The 23,940-nt window shown below is 41.9% G+C and carries 21 protein-coding genes and 1 pseudogene; 18 read left to right on the forward strand and 4 right to left on the reverse strand.

The annotated features are described in order from the left end of the window. Positions 1-7: 7 nt before the first annotated feature. The 9 genes from I4V44_RS01325 (at position 8) to I4V44_RS01365 (ending at position 8,695) form a co-directional block, all read left to right on the forward strand. Positions 8-802, forward strand: coding sequence for a hypothetical protein (locus I4V44_RS01325; RefSeq protein WP_118571514.1), 795 nt, complete (start codon positions 8-10; stop codon positions 800-802). A gap of 107 nt (positions 803-909) precedes the next feature. Further along, positions 910-1,806: an amino acid ABC transporter substrate-binding protein gene (locus I4V44_RS01330; RefSeq protein WP_022380908.1), complete on the forward strand. Its 897-nt coding sequence runs from the start codon at positions 910-912 to the stop codon at positions 1,804-1,806. A 135-nt stretch (positions 1,807-1,941) separates the two neighbouring features. After that, on the forward strand, positions 1,942-2,592 hold the full coding sequence (locus tag I4V44_RS01335; RefSeq protein ID WP_020994087.1) for an amino acid ABC transporter permease: 651 nt from the start codon (positions 1,942-1,944) through the stop codon (positions 2,590-2,592). Positions 2,593-2,658: 66 nt separating this feature from the next. Next, positions 2,659-3,345 (forward strand): amino acid ABC transporter ATP-binding protein, encoded by a 687-nt coding sequence (locus tag I4V44_RS01340; protein WP_008704195.1) that lies wholly within the window; start codon positions 2,659-2,661, stop codon positions 3,343-3,345. 128 nt (positions 3,346-3,473) lie between these two features. Continuing rightward, the gene (gene purB, locus I4V44_RS01345; protein WP_020994086.1) at positions 3,474-4,907 is read left to right on the forward strand and encodes an adenylosuccinate lyase; all 1,434 of its coding nucleotides are present in this window, start codon (positions 3,474-3,476) and stop codon (positions 4,905-4,907) included. Between the two features lie 144 nt (positions 4,908-5,051). After that, positions 5,052-6,332 (forward strand): adenylosuccinate synthase, encoded by a 1,281-nt coding sequence (locus I4V44_RS01350; RefSeq protein WP_008704193.1) that lies wholly within the window; start codon positions 5,052-5,054, stop codon positions 6,330-6,332. Between the two features lie 93 nt (positions 6,333-6,425). Beyond that, the gene (locus I4V44_RS01355) at positions 6,426-7,253 is read left to right on the forward strand and encodes an HAD family hydrolase (RefSeq protein WP_243280162.1); all 828 of its coding nucleotides are present in this window, start codon (positions 6,426-6,428) and stop codon (positions 7,251-7,253) included. Positions 7,254-7,707: 454 nt separating this feature from the next. Beyond that, a complete protein-coding gene (locus I4V44_RS01360) occupies positions 7,708-8,223 on the forward strand; it encodes an SEC-C metal-binding domain-containing protein (RefSeq protein ID WP_055057400.1) in 516 nt (171 codons plus the stop codon). After that, positions 8,162-8,695, forward strand: a complete 534-nt coding sequence (locus I4V44_RS01365) for a YdcF family protein (protein WP_243280164.1) — start codon at positions 8,162-8,164, stop codon at positions 8,693-8,695. Before I4V44_RS01360 ends, I4V44_RS01365 begins: the two co-directional genes overlap by 62 nt. 15 nt (positions 8,696-8,710) lie before the next feature. Here the strand turns inward: I4V44_RS01365 and I4V44_RS01370 are convergent, their stop codons facing one another. Then, a complete protein-coding gene (locus tag I4V44_RS01370) occupies positions 8,711-9,583 on the reverse strand; it encodes a shikimate dehydrogenase (RefSeq protein WP_055052507.1) in 873 nt (290 codons plus the stop codon). A gap of 295 nt (positions 9,584-9,878) precedes the next feature. Between I4V44_RS01370 and I4V44_RS01375 the strand changes: the two genes are divergently transcribed. From I4V44_RS01375 to I4V44_RS01385, 3 genes are all read left to right on the forward strand, one after another. Beyond that, positions 9,879-10,736 (forward strand): sigma-E processing peptidase SpoIIGA, encoded by an 858-nt coding sequence (locus I4V44_RS01375; RefSeq protein WP_118616636.1) that lies wholly within the window; start codon positions 9,879-9,881, stop codon positions 10,734-10,736. A 17-nt stretch (positions 10,737-10,753) separates the two neighbouring features. Then, a complete protein-coding gene (gene sigE, locus I4V44_RS01380) occupies positions 10,754-11,464 on the forward strand; it encodes an RNA polymerase sporulation sigma factor SigE (protein WP_020994083.1) in 711 nt (236 codons plus the stop codon). Between the two features lie 217 nt (positions 11,465-11,681). Further along, positions 11,682-12,608, forward strand: coding sequence for a radical SAM protein (locus I4V44_RS01385; protein WP_243280165.1), 927 nt, complete (start codon positions 11,682-11,684; stop codon positions 12,606-12,608). Between the two features lie 173 nt (positions 12,609-12,781). Here I4V44_RS01385 and I4V44_RS01390 read toward each other — a convergent pair whose 3' ends face one another. The 3 genes and pseudogenes from I4V44_RS01390 to I4V44_RS18020 form a co-directional block, all read right to left on the reverse strand. Continuing rightward, a complete protein-coding gene (locus I4V44_RS01390; RefSeq protein ID WP_118569356.1) occupies positions 12,782-14,221 on the reverse strand; it encodes a TrkH family potassium uptake protein in 1,440 nt (479 codons plus the stop codon). A 12-nt stretch (positions 14,222-14,233) separates the two neighbouring features. Beyond that, positions 14,234-15,592 carry a Trk system potassium transporter TrkA gene (gene trkA, locus I4V44_RS01395; RefSeq protein WP_118585463.1) on the reverse strand — a complete coding sequence of 453 codons (1,359 nt, stop codon included), beginning with the start codon at positions 15,590-15,592 and terminating at the stop codon, positions 14,234-14,236. A 278-nt stretch (positions 15,593-15,870) separates the two neighbouring features. Continuing rightward, a pseudogene (locus I4V44_RS18020) lies at positions 15,871-16,107 on the reverse strand (manganese catalase family protein); the annotation flags it as partial. A gap of 139 nt (positions 16,108-16,246) precedes the next feature. Between I4V44_RS18020 and I4V44_RS01405 the strand changes: the two are divergent. The 6 genes from I4V44_RS01405 to mobT all read left to right on the forward strand — a co-directional run bounded on the left by I4V44_RS01405 (position 16,247) and on the right by mobT (position 23,937). Next, on the forward strand, positions 16,247-17,122 hold the full coding sequence (locus I4V44_RS01405) for a hypothetical protein (RefSeq protein ID WP_055067932.1): 876 nt from the start codon (positions 16,247-16,249) through the stop codon (positions 17,120-17,122). A 64-nt stretch (positions 17,123-17,186) separates the two neighbouring features. Beyond that, positions 17,187-20,240 carry a VaFE repeat-containing surface-anchored protein gene (locus I4V44_RS01410; RefSeq protein ID WP_196002203.1) on the forward strand — a complete coding sequence of 1,018 codons (3,054 nt, stop codon included), beginning with the start codon at positions 17,187-17,189 and terminating at the stop codon, positions 20,238-20,240. Between the two features lie 178 nt (positions 20,241-20,418). Further along, positions 20,419-20,742 (forward strand): YdcP family protein, encoded by a 324-nt coding sequence (locus I4V44_RS01415; RefSeq protein ID WP_005423177.1) that lies wholly within the window; start codon positions 20,419-20,421, stop codon positions 20,740-20,742. A gap of 15 nt (positions 20,743-20,757) precedes the next feature. Then, entirely contained in the window at positions 20,758-21,141 is a 384-nt protein-coding gene (locus I4V44_RS01420) for a YdcP family protein (RefSeq protein WP_196002204.1), read from the forward strand. 13 nt (positions 21,142-21,154) lie between these two features. Beyond that, on the forward strand, positions 21,155-22,546 hold the full coding sequence (locus I4V44_RS01425) for an FtsK/SpoIIIE domain-containing protein (RefSeq protein ID WP_196002205.1): 1,392 nt from the start codon (positions 21,155-21,157) through the stop codon (positions 22,544-22,546). A 158-nt stretch (positions 22,547-22,704) separates the two neighbouring features. Further along, positions 22,705-23,937, forward strand: coding sequence for a MobT family relaxase (mobT, locus tag I4V44_RS01430; RefSeq protein WP_196002206.1), 1,233 nt, complete (start codon positions 22,705-22,707; stop codon positions 23,935-23,937). Positions 23,938-23,940 lie beyond the last annotated feature (3 nt).

Raw genomic sequence — 23,940 nt, forward strand, 5'->3', positions numbered from 1 at the left:
TGGAGCAATGAGCGGATATATTTTATGTCAGACAAAAAAAGCACAGCGTCCTTATTTTATAGAGAATATCAGTATGAATATTTATTCTATAGAAGAACTCTGTTATTATCTGTACCACAATCTTTACCTTGCTGATCATACTGTTTTTAATGAAGAATTATGCAACTGGCTCAGAGATGAGCTTGAACTTGTGCATCTGGCTGCAAAGCTGAAACAGAATCTGGAGAGAAATGTAAGTGTGGAAGAGATGATCTATCCTGTTTTCAAGGAGATCAATTACCTTACCTATGAGGAGATGAAAGGCTTTAACAGCAGGATTGTGACTTATGGAAAAGAAAAAGCGGCAGTCCGTCAGAAGAGAAAGGGAGATGCACTGACAGAAAACGGAATGTATGTGAACGCCATCCGGGTATACCAGAAACTCCTGGAAAGAGAGGATCTGTCTGAGCAGAGAAAAGGATTCGCAGCTTCAGTGCGCTATAATCTTGGCTGTGCATACAGTTATCTTTTTCAGATGGAAAAAGCACAGGAATGTTTTCTGGAAGCATACAGAGAAGCACATTCAAAAGATGCCTTAAAAGCTTATATCATAGCATACAGCAGTGTTCATGATAAGACAGATTATGATAAGGTTATGGAAGAGCTTGAAGTAGATGAAGAACTGAAGAAAGGTATAAAAGAAGAAATCAGGCAGTCTCTGAAAGCTTTTGAGTCTGTACCGGAAGAGATAACAGATGAAAAAAATCTGGATGCCCTTCTGGAGAGACTTATGAAAGATTATCACAGAAGTACAGGTTCATAACTTACGCTTGACAGAGGCGAAGGTGTGTGATAGGATTAACACATACTTTCACATGGTAGAGTGGCTGTGTGATAAATAACAAAACAGATAAAGAGGAGATATTTATCATGAAAAAGAGATCTTTAGCAGTACTCATGGCAGGAGTTATGGCAGCTTCTATGATGACAGGCGTTGTTTCTGTATATGCAGATGCTGACAGTAAGACATTAACTGTAGGATTTGATGCACAGTATCCTCCTTTCGGATATAAAGACGATAATGGAGAGTATGTTGGTTTTGACCTTGACCTTGCACAGGAAGTATGCGACAATCTCGGATGGGAACTTGTAAAGAAACCGATCAACTGGGATTCCAAGGATATGGAACTGAATTCCGGTTCTATTGACTGTATCTGGAACGGATTTACCATTAACGGACGTGAGGATGACTATACATGGTCAGATCCATATCTGAACAATGAGCAGGTGATGGTTGTTGCAGCCGATTCAGGGATTGAGAAGCTGGATGACCTGGCAGGCAAGAATGTAGTAGTTCAGGCCGCTTCCGCAGCACTGGATGCATTAAACAGCGATGATAATAAGGATCTTACAGCAAGCTTTGCATCACTGACAGAGAATCCTGATTACAATACAGCATTCATGAATCTGGATTCCGGCGCTGCAGATGCCATCGCAGTAGATATCGGTGTTGCCAAATATCAGCTTTCCCAGAGAGAAGAAGGCAAATATGTGATCCTTGACGAGCCAATCCAGAGCGAAGAGTATGGAATCGGCTTTAAGAAGGGTAACGATGAGCTGAAAGATACTGTATGGGAAGAAGTTCTGAAACTTTATGATGCAGGTGAAGTTGATAAACTTGCTGAGAAGTATGAAGTAGCAGATATGCTCTGCATTGGAGATGATGAGAAATCTGATGATAAAAAAGATGATGCAGCAGAGGATGATGCTTCCGATGCAGACACAGCAAAAGAAGATACAGCTGATACAGCGAAAGATGCTGAATAGTCAGCCGGAACAAAAACAGTTATGATACAAGAGGACAGATCTGTGCAGGCTGTCCGCATTATAAAGGAATGGAGGGTACATTTTGTGCACCCTCTTTTCTTACTGTACAGGAGAAATTTTTCAGGAGGAAAGCTTATGTCTTTAAGTGTAATGCTGCAGCAGCTTGCCAGTGGTATGGTAGTTTCTGTAGAGATTTTTGTAGTGACATTACTTTTTTCACTTCCGCTGGGACTTCTGATCTGCTTTGGCAGAATGTCCAAGAATCCGGCGATACGTGGAATTGTGTCTGCCTACATATCAGTTATGCGTGGAACCCCGTTAATGCTGCAATTGATGGTTGTGTATTTCGGACCATACTTTATTTTTGGAATCCGTATTTCCATGGGATATAGCCTGATCGCTGTGTTTATTGCATTCAGTATTAACTATGCTGCATATTTTGCGGAGATTTACAGAGGAGGAATCGAATCTATTTCAGCGGGACAGTATGAGGCTGCAAAGATCTTGGGATACAGCAAAGCCCAGACATTTTTCAGGATCATCCTGCCGCAGGTGATCAAGAGGATCCTTCCATCTGTGACAAATGAGGTTATCACACTGGTAAAGGATACGTCACTGGCATTTGTTGTTGCTGTTTCGGAGATGTTTACAATTGCAAAACAGATTGCAAGTGCACAGACGACTATGATGCCTTTTGTGATCGCTGCTGTTTTTTATTTTGTGTTCAATCTTCTTGTTGCGATTGTAATGGATAAGATTGAGAAAAAACTGAATTATTATCGCTGACAGGCGGCTGGGGTTATAAAATATTTTTTGACTCTGACATTATTTAATTTAAGAGGAATATTTGCTATGGTATTATTTGAAATGAAAAACATAAAGAAGAGCTTCGGCAGCCTTGAAGTATTAAAAGACATTTCACTTCAGGTAGAGGAGGGTGAGGTTCTTAGTATTATCGGACCTTCCGGTTCCGGTAAATCCACACTTCTCCGCTGTGCCACCGGTCTTGAGACACCGGACAGCGGTGAGATCATCAAGCAGGGGGATGTGGGACTGGTATTTCAGAACTTTAATCTTTTCCCCCATTTTTCCGTACTGAAAAATATCACAGATGCTCCGATCAGAGTGCAGAAGAGAAAGAAAGAAGAGGTTTATGCACAGGCAAGAACTCTGTTAAAGCAGATGGGACTTGCAGACAGAGAGAATGCATATCCGTTTCAGCTTTCCGGCGGCCAACAGCAGCGTGTCTCTATTGCCAGAGCATTATGTATGAATCCGAAGATCCTGTTTTTTGATGAGCCTACTTCTGCCCTTGATCCGGAGCTTACGAGTGAAATTCTTAAGGTAATCAAAGATCTGGCAGCAGAACACATCACTATGGTGATCGTTACTCATGAGATGACATTTGCAAGAGATATCTCTGATCATATTATTTTTATGGATAAGGGACTGATCGCAGTTGAAGGGAGTCCAAAAGAGGTATTTGAATCAGAACATGCGAGAATGAAAGAATTTCTTGGTAAATTCCATCAGGGATAAGGTTTTTGTGGTTGCTTTTAGAGGAATGATGTTATATAATTTCAACGTACGTGGTTGAGAAAAACGTACGTACAGAAGTGAAATAAAAGGATTAAAAATAATATCCTATAAAAAACAGGAGAGTGAAGATGAGTACAGACAGATATGTAAGTCCTTTATCAGAACGTTATGCCAGCAAAGAAATGCAGTATATTTTTTCCCCGGATATGAAATTCCGCACATGGAGAAGACTCTGGATCGCACTTGCTGAGACAGAGAAAGAGCTTGGCCTTAACATTACACAGGAGCAGATTGATGAACTGAAGGCACATGCAGAGGATATCAATTATGACGTTGCAAAGGAACGTGAACGTCAGGTGCGTCATGATGTTATGTCTCACGTATATGCGTATGGCGTACAGTGCCCGAAAGCAAAAGGAATCATCCATCTGGGAGCAACCTCCTGTTATGTAGGTGATAATACAGACATTATTGTAATGACAGAAGCATTAAAGCTTGTGAAGAAGAAACTGGTCAATGTTATTGCCGAGCTTTCTGCTTTTGCAGATAAATATAAAGATCAGCCTACTCTGGCATTTACACATTTTCAGCCTGCACAGCCTACTACAGTAGGTAAGCGTGCAACACTCTGGACACAGGAATTCCTGCTTGATCTGGAGGATCTGGAGTATGTTCTGGGAACAATGAAGCTTCTGGGATCCAAAGGTACAACCGGAACACAGGCAAGCTTTCTGGAACTGTTTGACGGAGATCAGGAGACTATCGACAAGATTGATCCGATGATTGCAGAGAAGATGGGATTTAAGGAATGCTATCCGGTATCCGGACAGACATATTCCCGTAAAGTAGATACACGTGTTGCCAATATTCTTGCAGGAATTGCAGCAAGTGCACACAAGATGTCCAATGATATCCGCCTTCTTCAGCATCTGAAGGAAGTAGAAGAACCATTTGAGAAATCTCAGATCGGCTCCTCCGCAATGGCGTATAAGAGAAATCCTATGAGAAGTGAGCGTATTGCTTCCCTTTCCAGATATGTAATGGTAGATGCCCTTAACCCGGCGATCACATCTGCAACTCAGTGGTTTGAGAGAACTCTGGATGACTCTGCAAATAAGCGTCTGAGTATTCCGGAAGGTTTCCTTGCTATTGACGGAATCCTTGACCTCTGTCTTAATGTTGTAGATGGATTGGTTGTTTATCCGAAGGTTATCGAGAAACATATGATGGCAGAGCTTCCGTTCATGGCTACAGAGAATATCATGATGGATGCTGTAAAAGCAGGCGGTGACCGTCAGGAACTTCATGAGCGTATCCGTGAGCTTTCCATGGAAGCCGGAAAGACTGTCAAGGTAGAAGGCAAAGATAATAATCTGCTGGAACTGATCGCAGCAGATCCTGCATTCAACCTTTCTCTGGAAGATCTGCAGAGATCCATGGATCCGAAGAAATATATCGGACGTGCCAAAGAGCAGACAGAGAGATTTGTAAATACAGTAGTTCAGCCGATCCTCGATTCCCATAAGGAACTTCTGGGAGTGAAAGCTGAGATCAATGTCTGATCAGTAAATACTTAACATAACGGTTTGGAATATTACAGAATCTGATATAAAGATAATAAGCGTTGCTGTTTCCTGATGATGTCCGGCAGGTCATTCTGCAAGGCCGGGTAAACAGTAATCGGTAAATACAGGAGGAATTATATAATGGTAAAAGCAGTTGTTGGTGCTAACTGGGGAGATGAAGGTAAAGGTAAGATTACCGATATGCTCGCTGAGAAGGCTGATATTATCGTAAGATTTCAGGGTGGTGCAAATGCAGGTCATACAATCGTAAATAACTATGGTAAATTTGCCCTTCATACTCTGCCGTCAGGTGTGTTTTATGATCATACTACAAGTGTGATCGGTAACGGTGTTGCACTGAATATCCCGGTATTTTTCAAAGAGTACAATGAAGTGGTAAGCAGAGGTGTTCCGGCTCCGAAGATCCTTATCTCCGAGAGAGCACAGATGGTTATGCCATACCATATTCTTTTTGACCAGTATGAGGAAGAACGTCTGGGCGGCAAATCTTTCGGATCTACAAAGTCAGGTATTGCTCCGTTCTACTCAGACAAATATGCAAAGATTGGTTTCCAGGTAAGTGAACTTTTTGATGAAGAACATCTGAAAGAAAAACTTGCAAGTGTATGTGCGACAAAGAATGTTCTTCTTGAACATTTATATCACAAACCGCTTCTTAATGTGGATGAATTATTTGCTGAACTTATGGAATATAAGAAAATGGTTGAACCATATGTATGTGACGTATCCCTGTATCTGTGGAACGCATTAAAAGAAGGTAAAGAAGTTCTTCTTGAGGGACAGCTTGGTTCTCTGAAAGACCCGGATCATGGAATTTATCCGATGGTTACATCTTCCTCTACCCTGGCAGGATATGGTGCAGTAGGAGCAGGTCTTCCACCATATGAGATCAAACAGATTGTTACTGTATGCAAGGCATATTCCAGTGCAGTAGGAGCAGGTGCATTTGTTTCTGAAATCTTTGGCGATGAAGCAGATGAACTGAGAAGACGTGGCGGTGACGGCGGTGAATTTGGTGCTACTACAGGCCGTCCAAGACGTATGGGATGGTTTGACTGTGTTGCTTCCAAATACGGATGCCGTCTTCAGGGAACTACAGATGTTGCTTTCACAGTTCTTGATGTTCTTGGATATCTGGATGAAATTCCGGTCTGCACAGGATATGAGATTGATGGAAAAGTAACAACAGAATTCCCGACAACTACACTGCTTGAGAAAGCAAAACCGGTTCTGGAGACTCTGCCGGGATGGAAATGCGACATTCGCGGAATCAAAAAATATGAAGATCTGCCGGAGAACTGCAGAAAGTATGTTGAGTTCGTTGAGAAACATATCGGATTCCCGATCACTATGATCTCCAATGGCCCGGGACGTGACGATATCATCTACAGAAATAAATAATAAGGATAAATTTACCTGTCTGATCGGCAGACGGTAAATAAGACTATACGCCGGGGAATTTCTCCGGCGTGTCTTTTATATAACTGGAGGCTTATGAAAAAAGATAATAATAAGATAAAAAAAATCGGGGCATGGATCGCAATCATAATCCTGCTTCTTGCATGTTGTATGCCGATAATTTTTGCATTCGGGAATGGAGAAGATTCGCAGGTCTATTTTAAAGCCTCGCTTGCAGTGGCGATCATGGTTCCCATCATGGCTTATGCAATATGGATGGTTTATAAATTACTGAACAGGAATAAAAAGGTGGTGGATTCGGATATGGAGAATATTATTTTTGACGTTGGACAGGTTCTTGTAAAATATGACTGGGAGACCTATCTGGACAGTTTTGGTTTTCCGAAGGAAGAGCGTGATAAAATTGCGGAAGTGGTATTTCAGAGCAATACCTGGAATGAGAGAGACAGAAGCAGCGAGACTGAGCAATATTATGTAGATCAGATGGTAAAAGCTGCACCGGAGTACGAAAATGATATCCGGGAGGTAATGCGCCGTTCTGACGAGACAATTGAGAAAACAGATTATGCGGAAACCTGGGTGAGATATCTGAAAGATAAAGGATATCATGTTTATATTCTTTCCAATTATGCAACTGACACACTGGAGAGAACGGAGGATAAACTTACGTTTCTTAAATATGTAGACGGAGCAGTGTTCTCCTGTCAGGTGAAGCAGATCAAACCGGAACCGGAAATTTACAAAACCCTGCTCGGACGCTACCATCTTGACCCGGAGAGATCCGTATTTCTGGATGACAGAGCGGAGAACTGTGAGGCAGCCAGAAAACAGGGAATCCATGCAATTCAGTTTAAATCTTTTAAACAGGCAGCAGCAGAACTGGAGAAACTGGGCGTCAATTAAAATTGTTACTGTTCACTCCGTTCTCAGTAACATAGCCAAAATTCATTCTAGTACAGCGTTTCGTAAATAACTATACCAATCGCGTAGGATGCGGATTCGAGTGTGCTGGTATAAAAACGCAGGCGTAGCGGGCTACGCTGAGGCTTTTAGACCTGTGCAATCGGATTCGCAGACAAGCGAGTGGTATAGTTATTTCGAAAACGATGTACTAGATTGCCTGCGGCAATGGAATTTTGGCTTGTATGTCTCGGGATTTTGGCATATTCATGCCAAAAAACCTTGCGGGATAGTGGTGTGTGAACAGTAACTTAAAATTCACTAAAAATACAAAGAATATCATTTGTATTTTTAACTGAAAGATGATATAATAATAAAGCTTGTGGAAGGAATATTTTCCATATGTTTCCGCACAGGCATAATACCTATGAAATATTGGAAAAGAGGATTAAAGGAAATGAGCGATAAAACAATCTTAGAGCAGTGGCGTGCCATCGCCTATGACCAGCAGGCAGACCGTAATAAACTTCAGAGATTTTGGGCAAATTATTTTAATATTGAAAAAGGAATTTATGAGCAGCTTCTTAGCAACCCGGATGAGGTAGTAACCGGTACAGTTAAGGAACTGGCTGAGAAATACGGACAGGAAGTTCTGACAATGGTTGGTTTCCTGGATGGAATCAATGACAGTCTGAAGATTCCGAATCCGATTGAGACAATGGATGAGAACACAAAGGTTTCTCTGTGCTTCGATAAAGAACTTCTTTATAAGAATATGGTAGATGCAAGAGCTGACTGGCTGTATGAACTGCCACAGTGGGATGAGATCTTTACACCGGAGAAGAGAAAAGAACTTTATCTCGAGCAGAAGAAATCAGGAACAGTTGTCAAAGCAAAGAAAATCGGACGTAATGATCCTTGTCCTTGCGGAAGCGGCAAGAAATATAAATATTGCTGCGGTAAGAATGCGTAAGCATCCAAATCTGGAATATATTATCGTGCTTGGTGCCCATGTAGAAGGTACCCGGCTTACAAAAGCCCTTCTGGAACGTACCAGAAGGGCTTTACAATATATGGAAGAGAATCCTGAGACTAAGGCTGTTCTGTCCGGAGGAAAAGGGGACGGAGAATCTATCACAGAAGCTCAGGCAATGTGCAATTATCTTGTGGAACATGGAATTGACAGAGAACGACTGATCCTGGAAGAGAAATCCACCAGCACAACAGAGAATCTGAAGTTCAGCCTGGGACTGATCGGACTGGATCATTCGGTGGGCGTTGTCACCAATAATTTTCATGTTTTCCGGGGAACGGCCATAGGAAAGAAATGTGGATGCAGAGAAATTTATCCCATTCCTTCCAGATACCGTTCATGGAGACTTCTGATATATATTCCAAGAGAAATCCTGGCAATCATCAAAGATAAGCTGATGGGAAATATGTGACTGTTATGCGAATCACTATTTGACAGAGAAATATTTTTCCTTAATAACAGAAACCGGCATTTCCTGTCCGGTCCAGATCTGGAAAGCTTTAGCTCCCTGATGAAGAAGCATATACATGCCATTAAAGGTCTGGCATCCGGCTGCTTTAGCCTCTCTGAGCAGTCGGGTTTCCTGTGGCTCATAGACAACATCTGCCACTACAAGCTCAGGACGGAACAGAGATGTATCTTTGATGATGGTATCGTCGATATCCGGAACCATGCCTACAGAGGTTGCATTGATCAGCAGATAACTCTGTGCAATGGAATCTCGCAATGCAGTATGATCATCATTGTCGAAGAGGCAGACCTGACAACCTGTTTTAGCAGAGAGATTCTCAGCGAATTTCTGTGTGCGATTCCAGTATCTGCTGGTGCGGCGGGCAAAAATATGTACGGAAGCCGCACCGTCCAGGGCAGACTGTGCACAGATGGCCATCGAAGCTCCTCCTACTCCCATGACAGTTATATTTTTACCGGTAATATCATGTCCCGCATCACGTACAGATTGCATAAAACCGTACCCGTCTGTATTGTATCCGATTAACTTTCCGTTATCGTTCAGTACAGTATTGACAGCACCGATCAGTTGAGCTTCAGGGGAAAGCTCATCCAATAATTCTACAATTTTATTCTTATTCGGCATGGTAAGGTTGAAACCGCGAATGCCGCAAGTCTTTAATCCTGCAACTGCTGCAGGAAGAGTTTCTTCATTTACATCAAAACATAAATATACATAGTCAAGCCCGAGAAGGCGAAATGATTCATTATGCATCAAAGGGGAAATGCTGTGTGCCACCGGGCTTCCTAAAAGCGCGGTAAGACCTGTGTGTCCGGTAATATTATTCATGTTAAAATCCTCCAGTCTGTTTTGTAGCAGAGACATAAAATACTGTCTGAATTGTGACAGTATAGAAGATGCCCTTCTAAAACATAGAAATTATCTATCATTTTATTCTAACTTCAATTATATGTCAATACATGTTCATTTTGGTTTGTATGATAGTTACTGTCGATTTAGTGCGACAAATAATAAGACATAATTCCTCCGTTTTGACAAAATCCGCATACTTTATCACGTATAATGAATCTCACTTACCGAAGTGAAGGAGAAGTCAGAGGCAGTATCAGACGGAGGGAAGGAAATGCATTACGAAATATACATAGATGTAGTTTTTTTCACAAATCTCCTGATAGATTACATATTGATCAGATTTACAGGAATATTATTCCGATGTGGAAGAAGCAGAAAAAGAGCTCTTCTGGGAGCTGCTGCAGGTGCGGTGTTTTCCTGCTGGATCATTTATCTGCGATCTTTTCTGGAGTCTGGGATTTTTCTTCCGGCACTTGTCCTGCTACATGGTGGCTGTGCTGCAGGAATGCTTGTGATCGGATGTAATCTGAAAAGGGGAAGTCTGCTGCTTAAAGCAATACTTACACTGTATTTTGCCGCATTTCTGTGTGGAGGGTTCTGGGAAGTGATCGTCAGTGATAAGTTGACAGTCAAAATGTTTCTGATCCTTGCAGCAGCAACGTGGTCCGGCATTACAGCGTTGTCATATCTGATGGATTCCATGAGAATACGGACAAAGAATATCTATCCGATAACCATATACTATAAAGGATGTGGATATCCTTTTCAGGGATTTTATGATTCAGGAAATCTGCTTATGGATTCTGTAAACGGAAAACCTGTATCTGTAGGGACAGAAAAAGTTTTATCTGAAATATGTTCAGAAGAAACCGTAAGCTGTTTAAAACACCTGAAAGAAAATCCCGGGGAGTCTGGGAAACCGGGAACTGCCGGGCTTCATCCACATTTTACCTTTTTTCACAGTATAGGAAAAGAACAGGGAATGATGCTGGCTGTTACTTTTGAGAGACTCTGCATTCAGACTCCCGCAGAGGTTGTCTGCATAGACAATCCGGTATTTGCATTTTCATTTGAAACATCCGCTTTTGGTAAGGAATACGAGGTACTTTTGAATTCCAGATTACTTTAACGGGAGGGGTTGTGACTATGAGCTGTTATCCATTACAGGTAGTGTCAAGAATGGTGATGAACCGTTCAGGAGAAGTTTTTTATATTGGTGGAAATGATGTGCTGCCTGCACCGCTGGAGCCGAAGCGTGAGGCGTTTATACTGCAGAAGCTTGGAACAGGGCAGGAAGAAGAAGCGAAGTCTGTTCTGATCGAACATAATTTAAGGCTTGTGGTGTATATTGCAAAGAAGTTTGATAACACAGGGGTCGGGGTGGAGGATCTGATCTCAATCGGAACGATTGGACTGATCAAGGCGATCAATACCTTTAATCCTGTAAAAAACATCAAGCTTGCCACTTATGCATCCAGATGTATAGAGAATGAGATTCTGATGTATCTTCGCCGCAACAGTAAGACAAAGATGGAAGTGTCCATAGACGAACCGCTGAACGTAGACTGGGATGGAAATGAACTCCTGCTTTCTGATATTCTGGGAACTGATGAGGATGTGATTTCAAGACGTCTGGAAGATGAAGTGGAGATTTCGTTGTTATCAAAGGCAATTAGAAAGCTTTCACCGCGTGAGCAGACGATCATCCGCCTTAGATTTGGGCTGGGAAAGGAGAATGCTGCAGAGAAAACACAGAAAGAGGTTGCAGACCTTCTGGGAATTTCTCAATCATATATTTCTAGGCTGGAAAAAAGAATCATGAAGAGACTGAAAAAGGAAATTGTGAAATATGAATAGACGTAATTGGGGAATGTAGTATAATGATATAAAGGATAGTAACTATTCAGCAATCCGCCTGTAACTGTGAAAGCATTGAACGGTTATAATATAAGCAAACGGTGGGAACTGTTTTGCAGTGGGCGATTCACAGATATCAAGTCGGGGAAAGAAAAAAGGACAGAAGAGAAAAGTGAAGGTAAATAAAATACAGACAGAAAAAAACAAAGATAAAACTCTGAGGCATGATACAGAAAGCTGCATACTGGCAGATTGCAGTTTATGTCCGAGAAATTGCCATGTAGACAGAACAGCCGGAAAAACCGGATACTGTGGAATGGATCAGAAGGTTAAGATTGCAAGGGCAGCTTTGCATATGTGGGAAGAACCATGTATTTCGGGAACCAGAGGTTCCGGGGCAGTCTTTTTTACAGGATGCAATCTGAGATGCTGTTTCTGCCAGAACCGGGAAATTGCCATTGGTGACAGTGGCCTTGAAATCACTGAGGAAAGACTGGCAGAAATATTCCTGGAACTGCAGGAAAAGGATGCTGCAAATATCAATCTGGTAACCGGAACACATTATATTCCACAGATCATCGCAGCTTTGGACTGTGCAAAGAAGCATGGGCTTAATATTCCGGTTGTCTATAACTGTGGTGGATATGAGAACACAGAGACATTGAAACTTCTGGACGGATATGTGGACATTTATCTTCCGGATTACAAATATGCGGAGAGCGAATTGGCGGTGAAATTTTCACATGCGAATGATTATCCTGAAAGAGCTATGGAAGCAGTTAATGAGATGGTACGCCAGACAGGAATGCCACAGTTTGATGCAGAGGGATATATGAAACGTGGGACTATTGTGAGACATCTTATATTGCCGGGGCATACAAGAAATTCAAAAAAGGTTCTGAAACTTTTACATAAGACTTTTGGAAAGCAGATTTATATCAGTATCATGAATCAGTACACACCGGTTTTTGAGCAGAAAGAATATACAGAACTGAATCGTTGTGTAACCAGAAGAGAATATGAAAAAGTTCTGGACTATGCATTTGAGCTTGGGATTGAAAATGGATTTTTTCAAGATGGTGAAACTGCCAGAGAGAGTTTTATTCCTGCGTTTGATTATGAAGGTGTGAGAAAAATGCTATAAAATAAAAAACTCCCATAAATGGAAGGAGGCCGGTACTTTCGTACCGGCGCGTATGAAAAAGAAAAATATTTATAAGAAAGATTCATCATCTTTCTAAAGTTCATTATATCCAATAAATATGAATAAAATATGAATACAGTGTAAAAAATAAAATTTGTTTTACCAAAATATTTTTAGAATTTCTTCCATGTATCCCTTACAAACAATATCAGTAACGGGAAAATCTCAAGACGTCCTGCCAGCATATCAAAAGTAAGGATAAGCTTTGAAAACCAGGAGAACATGCCGAAGTTTCCGGTAGGTCCTACCAGTTCCAGACCAGGTCCGATATTATTAAAGGTTGCCGCAACCGCCGTAAAATTCGTGATCAGATTGAAATCGTCAAAGGCAATCAGGAATATGGAGGATGAAAAAATCAGCATATATACAATGAAGAAAATATTTGTGGAACGAACAACTTCATGTGGGATGGCTTTGCCGTCCATTTTTATTTTCTTTACCGCATTTGGATGCAGAAAAATATGAAGCTCCTTGCGGACTGTTTTGCAGAGAATCAGGATCCTGGATACTTTAATGCCGCCGCCTGTACTTCCGGCACATGCACCGATAAACATCAGCAGTACCAGGATTGTCCGCGAAATTTCCGGCCAGGTATTAAAATCTGTTGTTGCATATCCGGTTGTTGTGATAATGGAACCAACCTGGAAAGCTGCCTGTTGAAAAGCTTTGGCTGCACTTCCGAAAATATGGTAAATATTGCAGGTGATGATAAGAATTGCAATACCGATGATTCCGAAATAATACCGCACTTCTTCCATTTTAAAAGCCTGAGCAAATTTTTTTGTGATAATGAAAAAGTAAGCATTAAAGTTAACGCCAAATAAAATCATAAATACAGTAATGACCACCTGCAGATATGTACTGTAACTGGCCATGCTGTCATTTTTAATACCAAATCCTCCGGTACCTGCAGTACCGAAAGCCGTACATATGGAGTCAAACAGCGGCATACCACCGACCAGAAGAAGCAGGATCTGGATCACTGTCATTACGAAATAAATAGAATACAGAATTTTGGCAGTTGACTGTACTTTTGGCGCAAGCTTGCTTACAGATGGTCCGGGACTCTCCGCTTTCATAAGATTCATATGATAACCGCCGGTAAGTGGCAGAAGGGAGAGGATGAAAACCAGAACACCCATTCCGCCGATCCAGTGCGTGAAGCTTCTCCACATCAGCATACAATGAGGAAGTGCCTCCACATCGCTGAGAATACTGGCTCCTGTTGTAGTAAAACCCGAAACTGTTTCAAATAATGCATCTACAGGATTTGGAATGCTTCGGCTGATCACAAAGGGGATTGCTCCTATGATACTCAGAACGATCCAGCTTAATGCTACAGTCACGAAACCTTCTTTTGTGTAGAAAGCCTTTCTTGTCGGCTTTTTCCTGGTGAGAGGAAGCCCGATGACCAGGCATAAAGCAATCGTGATCAGAAAAGCTACACCGGAAGTTTCCTGATAGATCAGTGCCGTAATTGCGGGCAGAGCCATAAATACAGCTTCAATTTTCAGAATCATTCCGATGATATAGATAATAATGGAATAGTTCATGATTTGGCTCCTTTATTTTTCCAGAATATCTGTGATATCGCGAAGGCCCTTCTGAGAAGTTACTATGATAACGGTATCTCCGACCTGAATGGTATCCTGGCCTCGGGGAATCTTGACCTGACCATTTCGGTTCAGGTAACCTACAAGAAGGTTTTTCTTCAGGTTCAGTTCAGATAATGGAATGCCTGTTACCGGTGAATTTTCGCGGATGGCAAATTCCAGAGCTTCTGCCTGATTATCCAGGATATGATAAAGGGTTTCAATATTGCTGCCGATGCTGTTCTGCATGGCACGTACATACTGCAGGATATAGTCGGCTGTGATATATTTCGGATAAATGACGCTTCCGATATCAAGGTTATCAATGACATCATCAAAGGCAAGGCGGTTTACCTTGGCAACCAGTTTGGCATTGGAAACTGTTTTGGCAAAGAGTGAAAGGAAAACATTTTCCTCATCCATGTTTGTGAGTGATACAAAAGCCTCTGTGCGTGAGAGCCCCTCTTCCATAAGGAGAGAACGATTGGTTCCGTCTCCGTTAATGATAGTTGCCTCCGGAAGCAGATCACTTAAGGTTTCACAGCGGGACTCATTCTGTTCGATGATCTTAACGGAGATGTTCATATCAAGCAGGGCTTTTGTAAGGTAATAGGAAATGGTTCCTCCGCCGACAATAATGGCGTTTTTTACCTGATTGGTTTTCAGGCCGATCTTTTTGAAAAAGGCTGCTGCATTCACCGGGGAAGCAAGAATGGAAACCATATCTCCGTCGTGGATCACCTGATTACCGCCGGGAATAGATACATGATCCCGACTTTCTACTGCGCAGAACAAGACGTCGCATTTCAGGGCTTCCGTAATGCGTGAGATTGTCATGCCATCCAGATTAAATTCAGGAAGCACTTTAAATTTCAGCATTTCCACACGACCACGTGCGAAAGTATCGATCTTGATAGCTGAAGGGAAGCGTAAGAGACGGGAAATTTCCTGTGCAGCTGCAAGCTCCGGGTTAATGATCATAGTAACACCCAGACGCTTCTTGATGAAGCTGATCTCTTTGGCATAGATAGGATTGCGGACACGGGCAATCGTCTGGCAATGGCCGGTTTTCTGTGCAATCAGGCAGCAGAGGAGATTCATTTCATCAGAACCGGTTACGGCAATCAGGATATCTGCATTCTCAATACCTGCTTCCACCAGCGTGTTGATACTTGCACCGTTTCCCACGATACCCATGGCATCAATGTCATTCTGAAGGGAAGTGATCACATTAGAAGAAATGTCTATAAGAGTAATGTCGGATTCTTCTTCCTGAAGCTGTTCTGCCAGGGTACGTCCAACTTTACCGCACCCAACAATAATTATCTGCATAATTCCTCCAATAAGGGGGCTGTCACATAATATCTATGTGAGACAGCCCCTTTTATATCATATTTTTGTTTGTAATTGCTCAATATTTTTGGCAATTACTTTTGTGGCTATTAAGCTAAGAATACTATAGCACCACCAGATATATTTGTAAAGCAAATATGAAATTTCTGTGATTTTTAAGATGGAGCGTATTACTGTTCATTCCGTTCTCAGTAACACGCTTCGCGATGCTAATCGCATAAATTCGCGCAGTATGTCGCAGGTTTTGGCTGCGTACTTTATTTATTGCTGTTGCATGATGCAGTGCAGGGATTATCAAATCCCGGGGTAAAAGCATAGAAGTTTTTGGCATCAAGTTCTTCCTGAATGGACTGAAGAGCTTCCCCAAATCTCTGGAAATGAACAACTTCTCTGGCACGCAGGAATTTGATGGGATCCGCAATCTCAGGTATATTGCGGACTACTCTGAGAATATTGTCATAAGTAGAACGGGCTTTTTGCTCTGGGGCGACTTCGTAAGAACAACATTACACAATATAATATGAAGATAAAACAAGCTATCCTACATAGTTCTAGTATTTTTAATAGAATAAACTTTAAAAAAGGGAGGAAGTGATTTATACTATAAAAAAATAACAAATGAGGATTTAGTAGATGGATAATTTATTTCAATTTTTGGATAAAATATTGCCTTTAATTTCAACATTATTAGGAGCTTATATTACATATTTTGTTACTGTTTCGAGTAAAAAAAGTGAATTAAAAGTAAATGCACAAACTAAGGCAAGAGATGAATATTGGATACCATGTTCTATTGCAATTTCAAATTTGCAGAAAAAAATAGTTGAATTAACAAAAAAAGAAAATTGTTATGTTACCTTTCAAGGTGAAAATAGTTGTGAGCAGGAACTTCAGGAATTACTGAAATATCTTCAAGCTGATAAAAGAATTTACTTTTATGAAAGGACAAGAAACATATTAACTTTATTAAACGAAAGTATAGAAATTTATGAGACAGCAGTAAATGATGATGTACGATCTATTTTAAATATCTTTCGCAAACAATATTATGCTATGATAAAGGAATTTTCAGTATATAAAAATAATAATTGTACTGATTGTGAAATAGCTATTAGAACAACTTTTCCTCAAGAGATAAAAGAAGGAATATTAACCCAAAAAGGTATAATATGGTTTGGACAGGTATATGATGTTGATTTTGTAAGAGGTGATTATTCAAATACATTTTCTACAGACATGACTTATGGTTCTGAGGATTTCTATTATGAGGTATGGTTGCAAATAAAAGAATATGGTAGACAACGAGAAGAATTTGGATTATCCCCAGAACAAGAACTAGGCTTAGATGTCCTTGATTATGAATTTGAAAATTTTAGGAAATTTACTAGTCCTTTAGTTGAATTTATAAAAGGCATAAATTATCAAAACAAATATACTGCAATTTTTGAAACATTATCTTTGTTACAAGATGAAATCTTTAAGAATATTGATGATGTAACAATTTTATAATTTTTAGGCGTTCAGAAATGAGCGTCTATTTTTTTACCCAAAATCGAAAGGAGAAAGAAGAAATATGAATAAGCTAGTAAAGCGATTGCTGACAGGAACGCTTGCTTTTGCAACCATTCTCACGACATTACCTGTGACGGCGGTTCATGCTTCCGGCAATCAATACTGGACAGAATCAGCAGAACGTGTCGGCTACATTGAACACGTTATGAATGATGGTTCTATCAAATCTACATTCAATGAGGGACACATGAAAGTTGAGGGCGAAACTGCCTACTGCGTGGACATCAACACCAATTTCAAGAATGGCTATAAAACACGTTCTGACGCAAACACCCGTATGAGTAGCGATCAGATTGCGGACGTTGCTCTTTCCTTAGAGTACGTCAAGCAATATACCGCTTCTCATACGAACTTGAATTATAAACAAGGTTATCTGTTGGAACAGTGTGTTGTCTGGCAGAGATTGAGTGAACAGCTCGGCTGGCAGTGCGATAACGTCAGAGCTTCCTATAATGAAATCTCACAGGCAGTACAGAACGAAGTTTACGCTGGTGCGAAAGCATTTGTGAAAGCAAATAAGGGACGCTATGAATGTGGCGGTTACATTTATACTGGCGAAGGACAGGACATCGGACAGTTCTGGGCGAAGTTAAATGTAGGAAATGCAAAGGTCAAAAAGACTTCTTCCAATCCAACGGTCACAGATGGCAATGCCAACTATTCCTTTGAGGGTGCGACATTTGGTGTCTATTCTGATAAGGGCTGTAACAGCCAGCTTGCCACACTTACTGCCGATGGAAACGGCGATACCAAAGAAGTTGAGGTAAAAGCCGGAACAGTTTACATCAAAGAACTTTCCGCACCAAAAGGTTACAAGCTGGATTCTACTGTCCATGCCTTAAATGTGGAAGTTGGAAAAACAGCGACATTAACTGTTGCTGACACTCCAAAGGTCACAGAGACTTTGATTGATTTATTCAAAATTGACATGGAAACAGGAAAATCTACTCCACAGGGAACTGCTTCTTTAGAGGGTGCAGAGTTCACATGGAGCTATTATGACGGATACTACAATGCAGATAATCTACCTGCAAAAGCTACCCGTACATGGACAACCAAAACCGTTGCCGAAAAAGACAGTGACGGAACTATCCATTATGTATCCAGACTTGCCGACAGCTACAAAGTATCCGGCGACAGCTTCTATACACAGGACGGTAAAAATGTACTGCCACTTGGTACACTCACTGTCACAGAAACAAAAGCACCAAACGGCTACTTATTAGATGGTGCATATATGCAGGCTGACGGAAGTTCTGAACAAATTAAGGGGACGTACCTTACACAGATTTCCGAAGATGGCGAACTTGCCATACTTTCTGGAAGTAACCAGTATTCCGTATCTGACAAGGTTATCCGTGGCGGTGTAAAAATCCAGAAACGTGACCTTGAAACAAAGGATACCAAAGCACAGGGAAGTGCGACCTTACAGTACACAGAATTTAATATCATTTCCTTAAATGACAGTCCTGTACTGGTAGAGGGAAAATTATACAACAAGAATGAAACTGTCAAGAAGATTCAGACAGGCATTGATGGAATTGCTTCTACTTCTGCTGACTTGCTCCCTTACGGAAATTACAGATTAGAAGAAAGCAAAGCACCAGAGGGTTACTTGACAGACGGTGCAAAAGCAATCGACTTTTCTATCACGGAAGATGGAAAAATCGTTGACTTGACCGACAAATCCCACTCTGTCTACAACCAGATTAAGCGTGGCGATATTGAGGGTGTAAAAATCGGTGCAGGTACACACAAACGCCTTGCAGGTGTTCCATTCAGAATCACAAGCAAGACAACGGGAGAATCCCATATTGTAGTTACTGACAAAAACGGTCAGTTCTCCACTGCTTCAAGCTGGGCTTCCCACAAGGTCAATACCAATGCCGGAAAATCCAGTGAGAACGGTGTATGGTTTGGGACATCTGAACCAGACGACAGCAAAGGTGCATTACTCTATGATACCTATGTGATTGAGGAATTAAAGTGCGATTCCAACGCCGGATTTAAGCTGATTCCAGCCTTTGAGGTGGTCGTATCCAGAAATAAAGTGACCGTAGATTTAGGGACACTGACCGATGAATACGAAAAAGAAATCACAATCCATACCACAGCTACCGACAAGAAAACAGGCGAAAAAATGATTGTTACCGGAAAAGACATCAAGATCGTGGACAAAGTCACACTTGATGGATTGGAAACAGGCAGAAAATATAAGCTTTCCGGCTGGCAGATGTTAAAGGAAGAAAACGCCGAACTTCTGATTGACGGGAAACGTGTAGACAGTGATTATACTTTCACTGCTGACAGTGAAAAAATGACGGTTGAGATTACTTACAGTTTTGACGGTTCATCTCTTGGCGGTCAGAACCTTGTTACCTTTGAGGAATTGTACGATATGAACAATCCGAAAGAGCCTGTCAAGGTTGCCGAACATAAAGACATCAACGATGATGGACAGACGGTTCTTATCACAGAACGTATCATCAAAATCCATACGACCGCTACGGATAAGGACGGCAAGAAAGAAATCGAAGCCGGAAAAGATGTAACGATTGTGGATAAAGTCACATTAGATGGTCTGGAAGTTGGAACAAAATACAAACTTTCCGGCTGGCAGATGTTAAAAGAGGAAAATGCAGAACTTCTGATTGATGGAAAGAAAGTATCCAATGATTATGAGTTTACAGCCGACAATGAAAAAATGACGGTTGAGATTGCCTTTACCTTTGATGGTTCTTCTCTTGGTGGCAAGAGCCTTGTCACATTTGAGGAATTATACGATATGAGCAATCCAGACGAAGCAAAGAAAGTGACAGAACATAAGGACATCACAGACGATGGACAGACTGTGACAATCAAGGAAGTGCCGGAAGTCCCAGACACACCAAAGGATACCGACACGCCGGATACACCATCTACGGTTACTAAGACAAGTGACAGTCCAAAAACAGGCGACAATACCAATATCTATGCTTATCTTGCCATGCTCGGTCTTTCCTGCGTAGGGCTTGGCGGTATGCTTTACTTCAAACGCCGTAGAAAGAAATCGTAAGGCGGTAATGTAGCGGTTGGTAGAGCGTTCAAGGTCGCCACCCTTTTTACAACTTCACGCTCCCGTGAAGCTCTGATTTACGGGAGTGTGAAGTCCACTAGGGGCGTGGGGAGTGTAGCTCCCCACAAAGTACAGCAGGAAAGAACTTACAAATAGAAAGAAAAGAGGTCAATTATTTATGGAATTAAGATTTGTCGTACCAAATATGGAAAAGACATTCGGAAACTTGGAGTTTGCCGGAGAAAATACTACGGAACAGCAGAGAATCAACGGGCGTATGGCTGTCATTACCAGAAGCTACAACCTGTATTCCGATGTGCAGAGAGCTGATGATGTTGTCGTTGTGCTTCCTGCCAAAGCTGGTGAAAAACATTTTTCGCCGGAACAGAAAGTAAAACTTATCAACCCACGAATCACTACCGATGGTTATAAAATCGGGGAACGTGGATTTGTCAATTATATCCTGCTTGCAGACGATATGTTACCAGCAGAAAGTAAATAAGGGGGTATTCAGATTATGAGATTAGCAAATGGAATCGTCATTGATAAAGAAAAGACTTTTGGAGTGTTGAAGTTCTCCGCATTACGCCGTGAGGTTCATGTACAGAATGAAGATGGAACAGTCAGTGAAGAAATCAAGGAACGCACCTATGATTTAAAATGCAACACACAGGGACGCATGATACAGGTATCCGTTCCAGCGACTGTTCCGTTAAAGGACTATGACTACAACGCCGAAGTGGAACTTATCAATCCTGTTGCAGATACGGTAGCCAATGCGAATTACCGTGGTGCAGATGTGGACTGGTATGTAAAGGCAGACGATATTGTTTTGAAGAACAAAGGCACTCATGTCGGAAATCCACAGAACAATGCTCCACAGCAACCGCCGAAGAAATAAGAGGTGTTAGCGTATGACGTGGAAAAAGAAAGGTAACAGGATTCGTGCCAGTGACAAATCGCTGGTCTATCACTTCTGTATCGGTTGGCTGTTGCTCCTGTTCGTTGCGGTGTTCCTGCTACTGAATCTGCGACAGCTCCTTGTTATAGACTGGAAAGATTTTAACCTGCTCCATGCCGGAATTACTTGGACTGCCTACAATTCCATTACGGTTCTGATAGCGACTGGTGTTTGTGCATTGGTCGCTTTCCTCTACTACCGTTACGGATATGACCGTATCAAGCGGTTGCTACACAGACAAAAGCTGGCTCGCATGGTGCTGGAAAATAAATGGTATGAAGCGGAGAACACCAAAGACAGCGTTTTTTTCACTGACCTGCAAAGCAGATCAAGAGAAAAAATCGTGTGGTTTCCAAAGATTTATTACCAGATGGAAAAGGGACTGCTTCATATCTGCTGTGAAATCACAATGGGAAAATATCAAGAACAGCTCCTGTCCTTAGAGGATAAACTGGAATCGGGGCTGTACTGTGAGCTGACCGACAAGACACTGCATGACGGATACATCGAATACACCCTGCTCTATGATATGATAGCGAACCGTATTTCGATTGATGAAGTGGTTGCCGAAAACGGCGGTCTGCGGTTAATGAAAAATCTGGTGTGGGAATACGATTCACTTCCCCATGCCCTTATCTGCGGTGGTACAGGTGGTGGAAAAACCTATTTTCTGCTGACCATCATTGAAGCCTTGCTTAGAACCAATGCGGATTTATACATTCTTGACCCGAAGAACGCTGACCTTGCAGACTTGGGAATGGTCATGGAAAATGTCTACCACACGAAAGACGATATGATTGACTGCGTCAATGCCTTTTATGAGGGCATGGTCACACGCTCGGAAGAAATGAAACTGCACCCGAACTACCGTACAGGGGAAAACTATGCCTATCTGGGGCTTGCTCCACAGTTCCTTATCTTTGATGAATACGTGGCTTTCCTAGAAATGCTCACGACAAAAGAAAGCACCGCCCTGTTAAGCCAGCTAAAGAAAATCGTCATGCTTGGCAGACAGGCTGGATACTTTCTGATTGTGGCTTGCCAGCGTCCAGACGCAAAGTATTTCGGGGACGGTATCAGAGATAACTTTAACTTCCGTGTGGGGCTTGGTCGCATGAGTGAACTCGGCTACGGTATGCTCTTTGGAAGTGATGTGAAAAAACAGTTTTTCCAGAAGCGAATCAAAGGGCGTGGATACTGTGATGTAGGAACAAGCGTCATATCGGAATTTTATACTCCCCTTGTACCCAAAGGATATGATTTCTTGGGTACGATTGGGGAACTTACACACATAAGGCAGGACGGACAAGTGGCGTGCGAAGCGAAAGCCACAGGTACGGACTAGCCTTGCTGGTGTGGCGGTAGCCACGCCAGCATATATCAAGCCCCTCGGTATCTAACAGAGGGGCACAAATCACAAGGAAACATACACAAAAGTTACCGATTCTTGGCTAAAATCAAGCGTTTGGTAGCTTTTTTTACTGCTGTGACATCGGATTAAAAATGTCACAGTTTTTTCGTAAAGGGGGTATCACACTGAATGATACAGAGTGGATACAGGATTTTGCAGACAGGCGTTTGCAGTACGGTGTATCCCAGACGAAACTTGCGGTCATGGCTGGAATCAGCCGTGAACATTTAAGCCGTATCGAATCCGGCAAGGTGGCGGTCACAGAAGAAATGAAAGTGAAACTACTGGAAGCTCTGGAAAAATTCAACCCAGAAGCACCGCTTACCATGCTGTTTGATTATGTGAGGATACGGTTTCCGACACTGGATATTGGACACATCATTAAGGACATCTTACAGCTCAATATCCAGTACATGATACATGAGGACTTCGGGCATTACAGCTACACGGAACACTACTACATCGGAGATATTTTCGTATACACTTCTCCCGATGAAGAAAAAGGTGTTCTGCTGGAACTGAAAGGAAAAGGCTGTCGCCAGTTTGAAAGTTATCTGCTGGCACAGGAACGGAGCTGGTACGACTTCCTTATGGACGCTCTGGTGGACGGCGGTGTGATGAAACGCCTTGACCTTGCCATCAATGACCATACAGGAATGTTGGATATTCCAGAACTGACCGAAAAATGCCGGAATGAGGAATGTGTATCGGTGTTCCGTTCCTTTAAGTCCTATGCTTCCGGCGAACTGGTCAAGCATGAGGAACAGGACAAGGCTGGTATGGGTTATACGCTTTATATCGGCTCGCTAAAAAGTGAGGTGTACTTCTGTGTCTATGAAAAAAACTATGAACAGTACATCAAACTGGGGATTCCCATTGAGGAAGCACCGATAAAAAACAGATTTGAAATACGGTTGAAAAATGAACGTGCTTATTATGCTGTCCGTGACCTGCTGACCTACTATGACGCTGAACGGACGGCATTTTCTATTATCAACCGTTATGTACGCTTTGTGGATAAGGAAGCAGACAAGAAACGGAGCGACTGGAAATTATCTGTCCGCTGGGCGTGGTTCATCGGGGAAAACAGAGAGCCGTTAAAGCTCACGACCAAACCCGAACCCTACACACTGGACAGAACCCTACGCTGGATTCAACGGCAGGTTGACCCGACACTCAAAATGCTGGAAACAATCACAGCGAAAACAGGGATTGATTATCTGAAAGAAATCCGTAAATCCACGAAACTGACGGAAAAGCATTACAAGATAATTGAACAGCAGACCACATCTACCGAAGATGTGATTTTAGAAAAGGAGAATTGAAAA

It is taken from the genome of Blautia sp. 1001283B150304_161114_C9 (assembly GCF_015668165.1).
Classification (GTDB): domain Bacteria; phylum Bacillota; class Clostridia; order Lachnospirales; family Lachnospiraceae; genus Blautia_A; species Blautia_A wexlerae.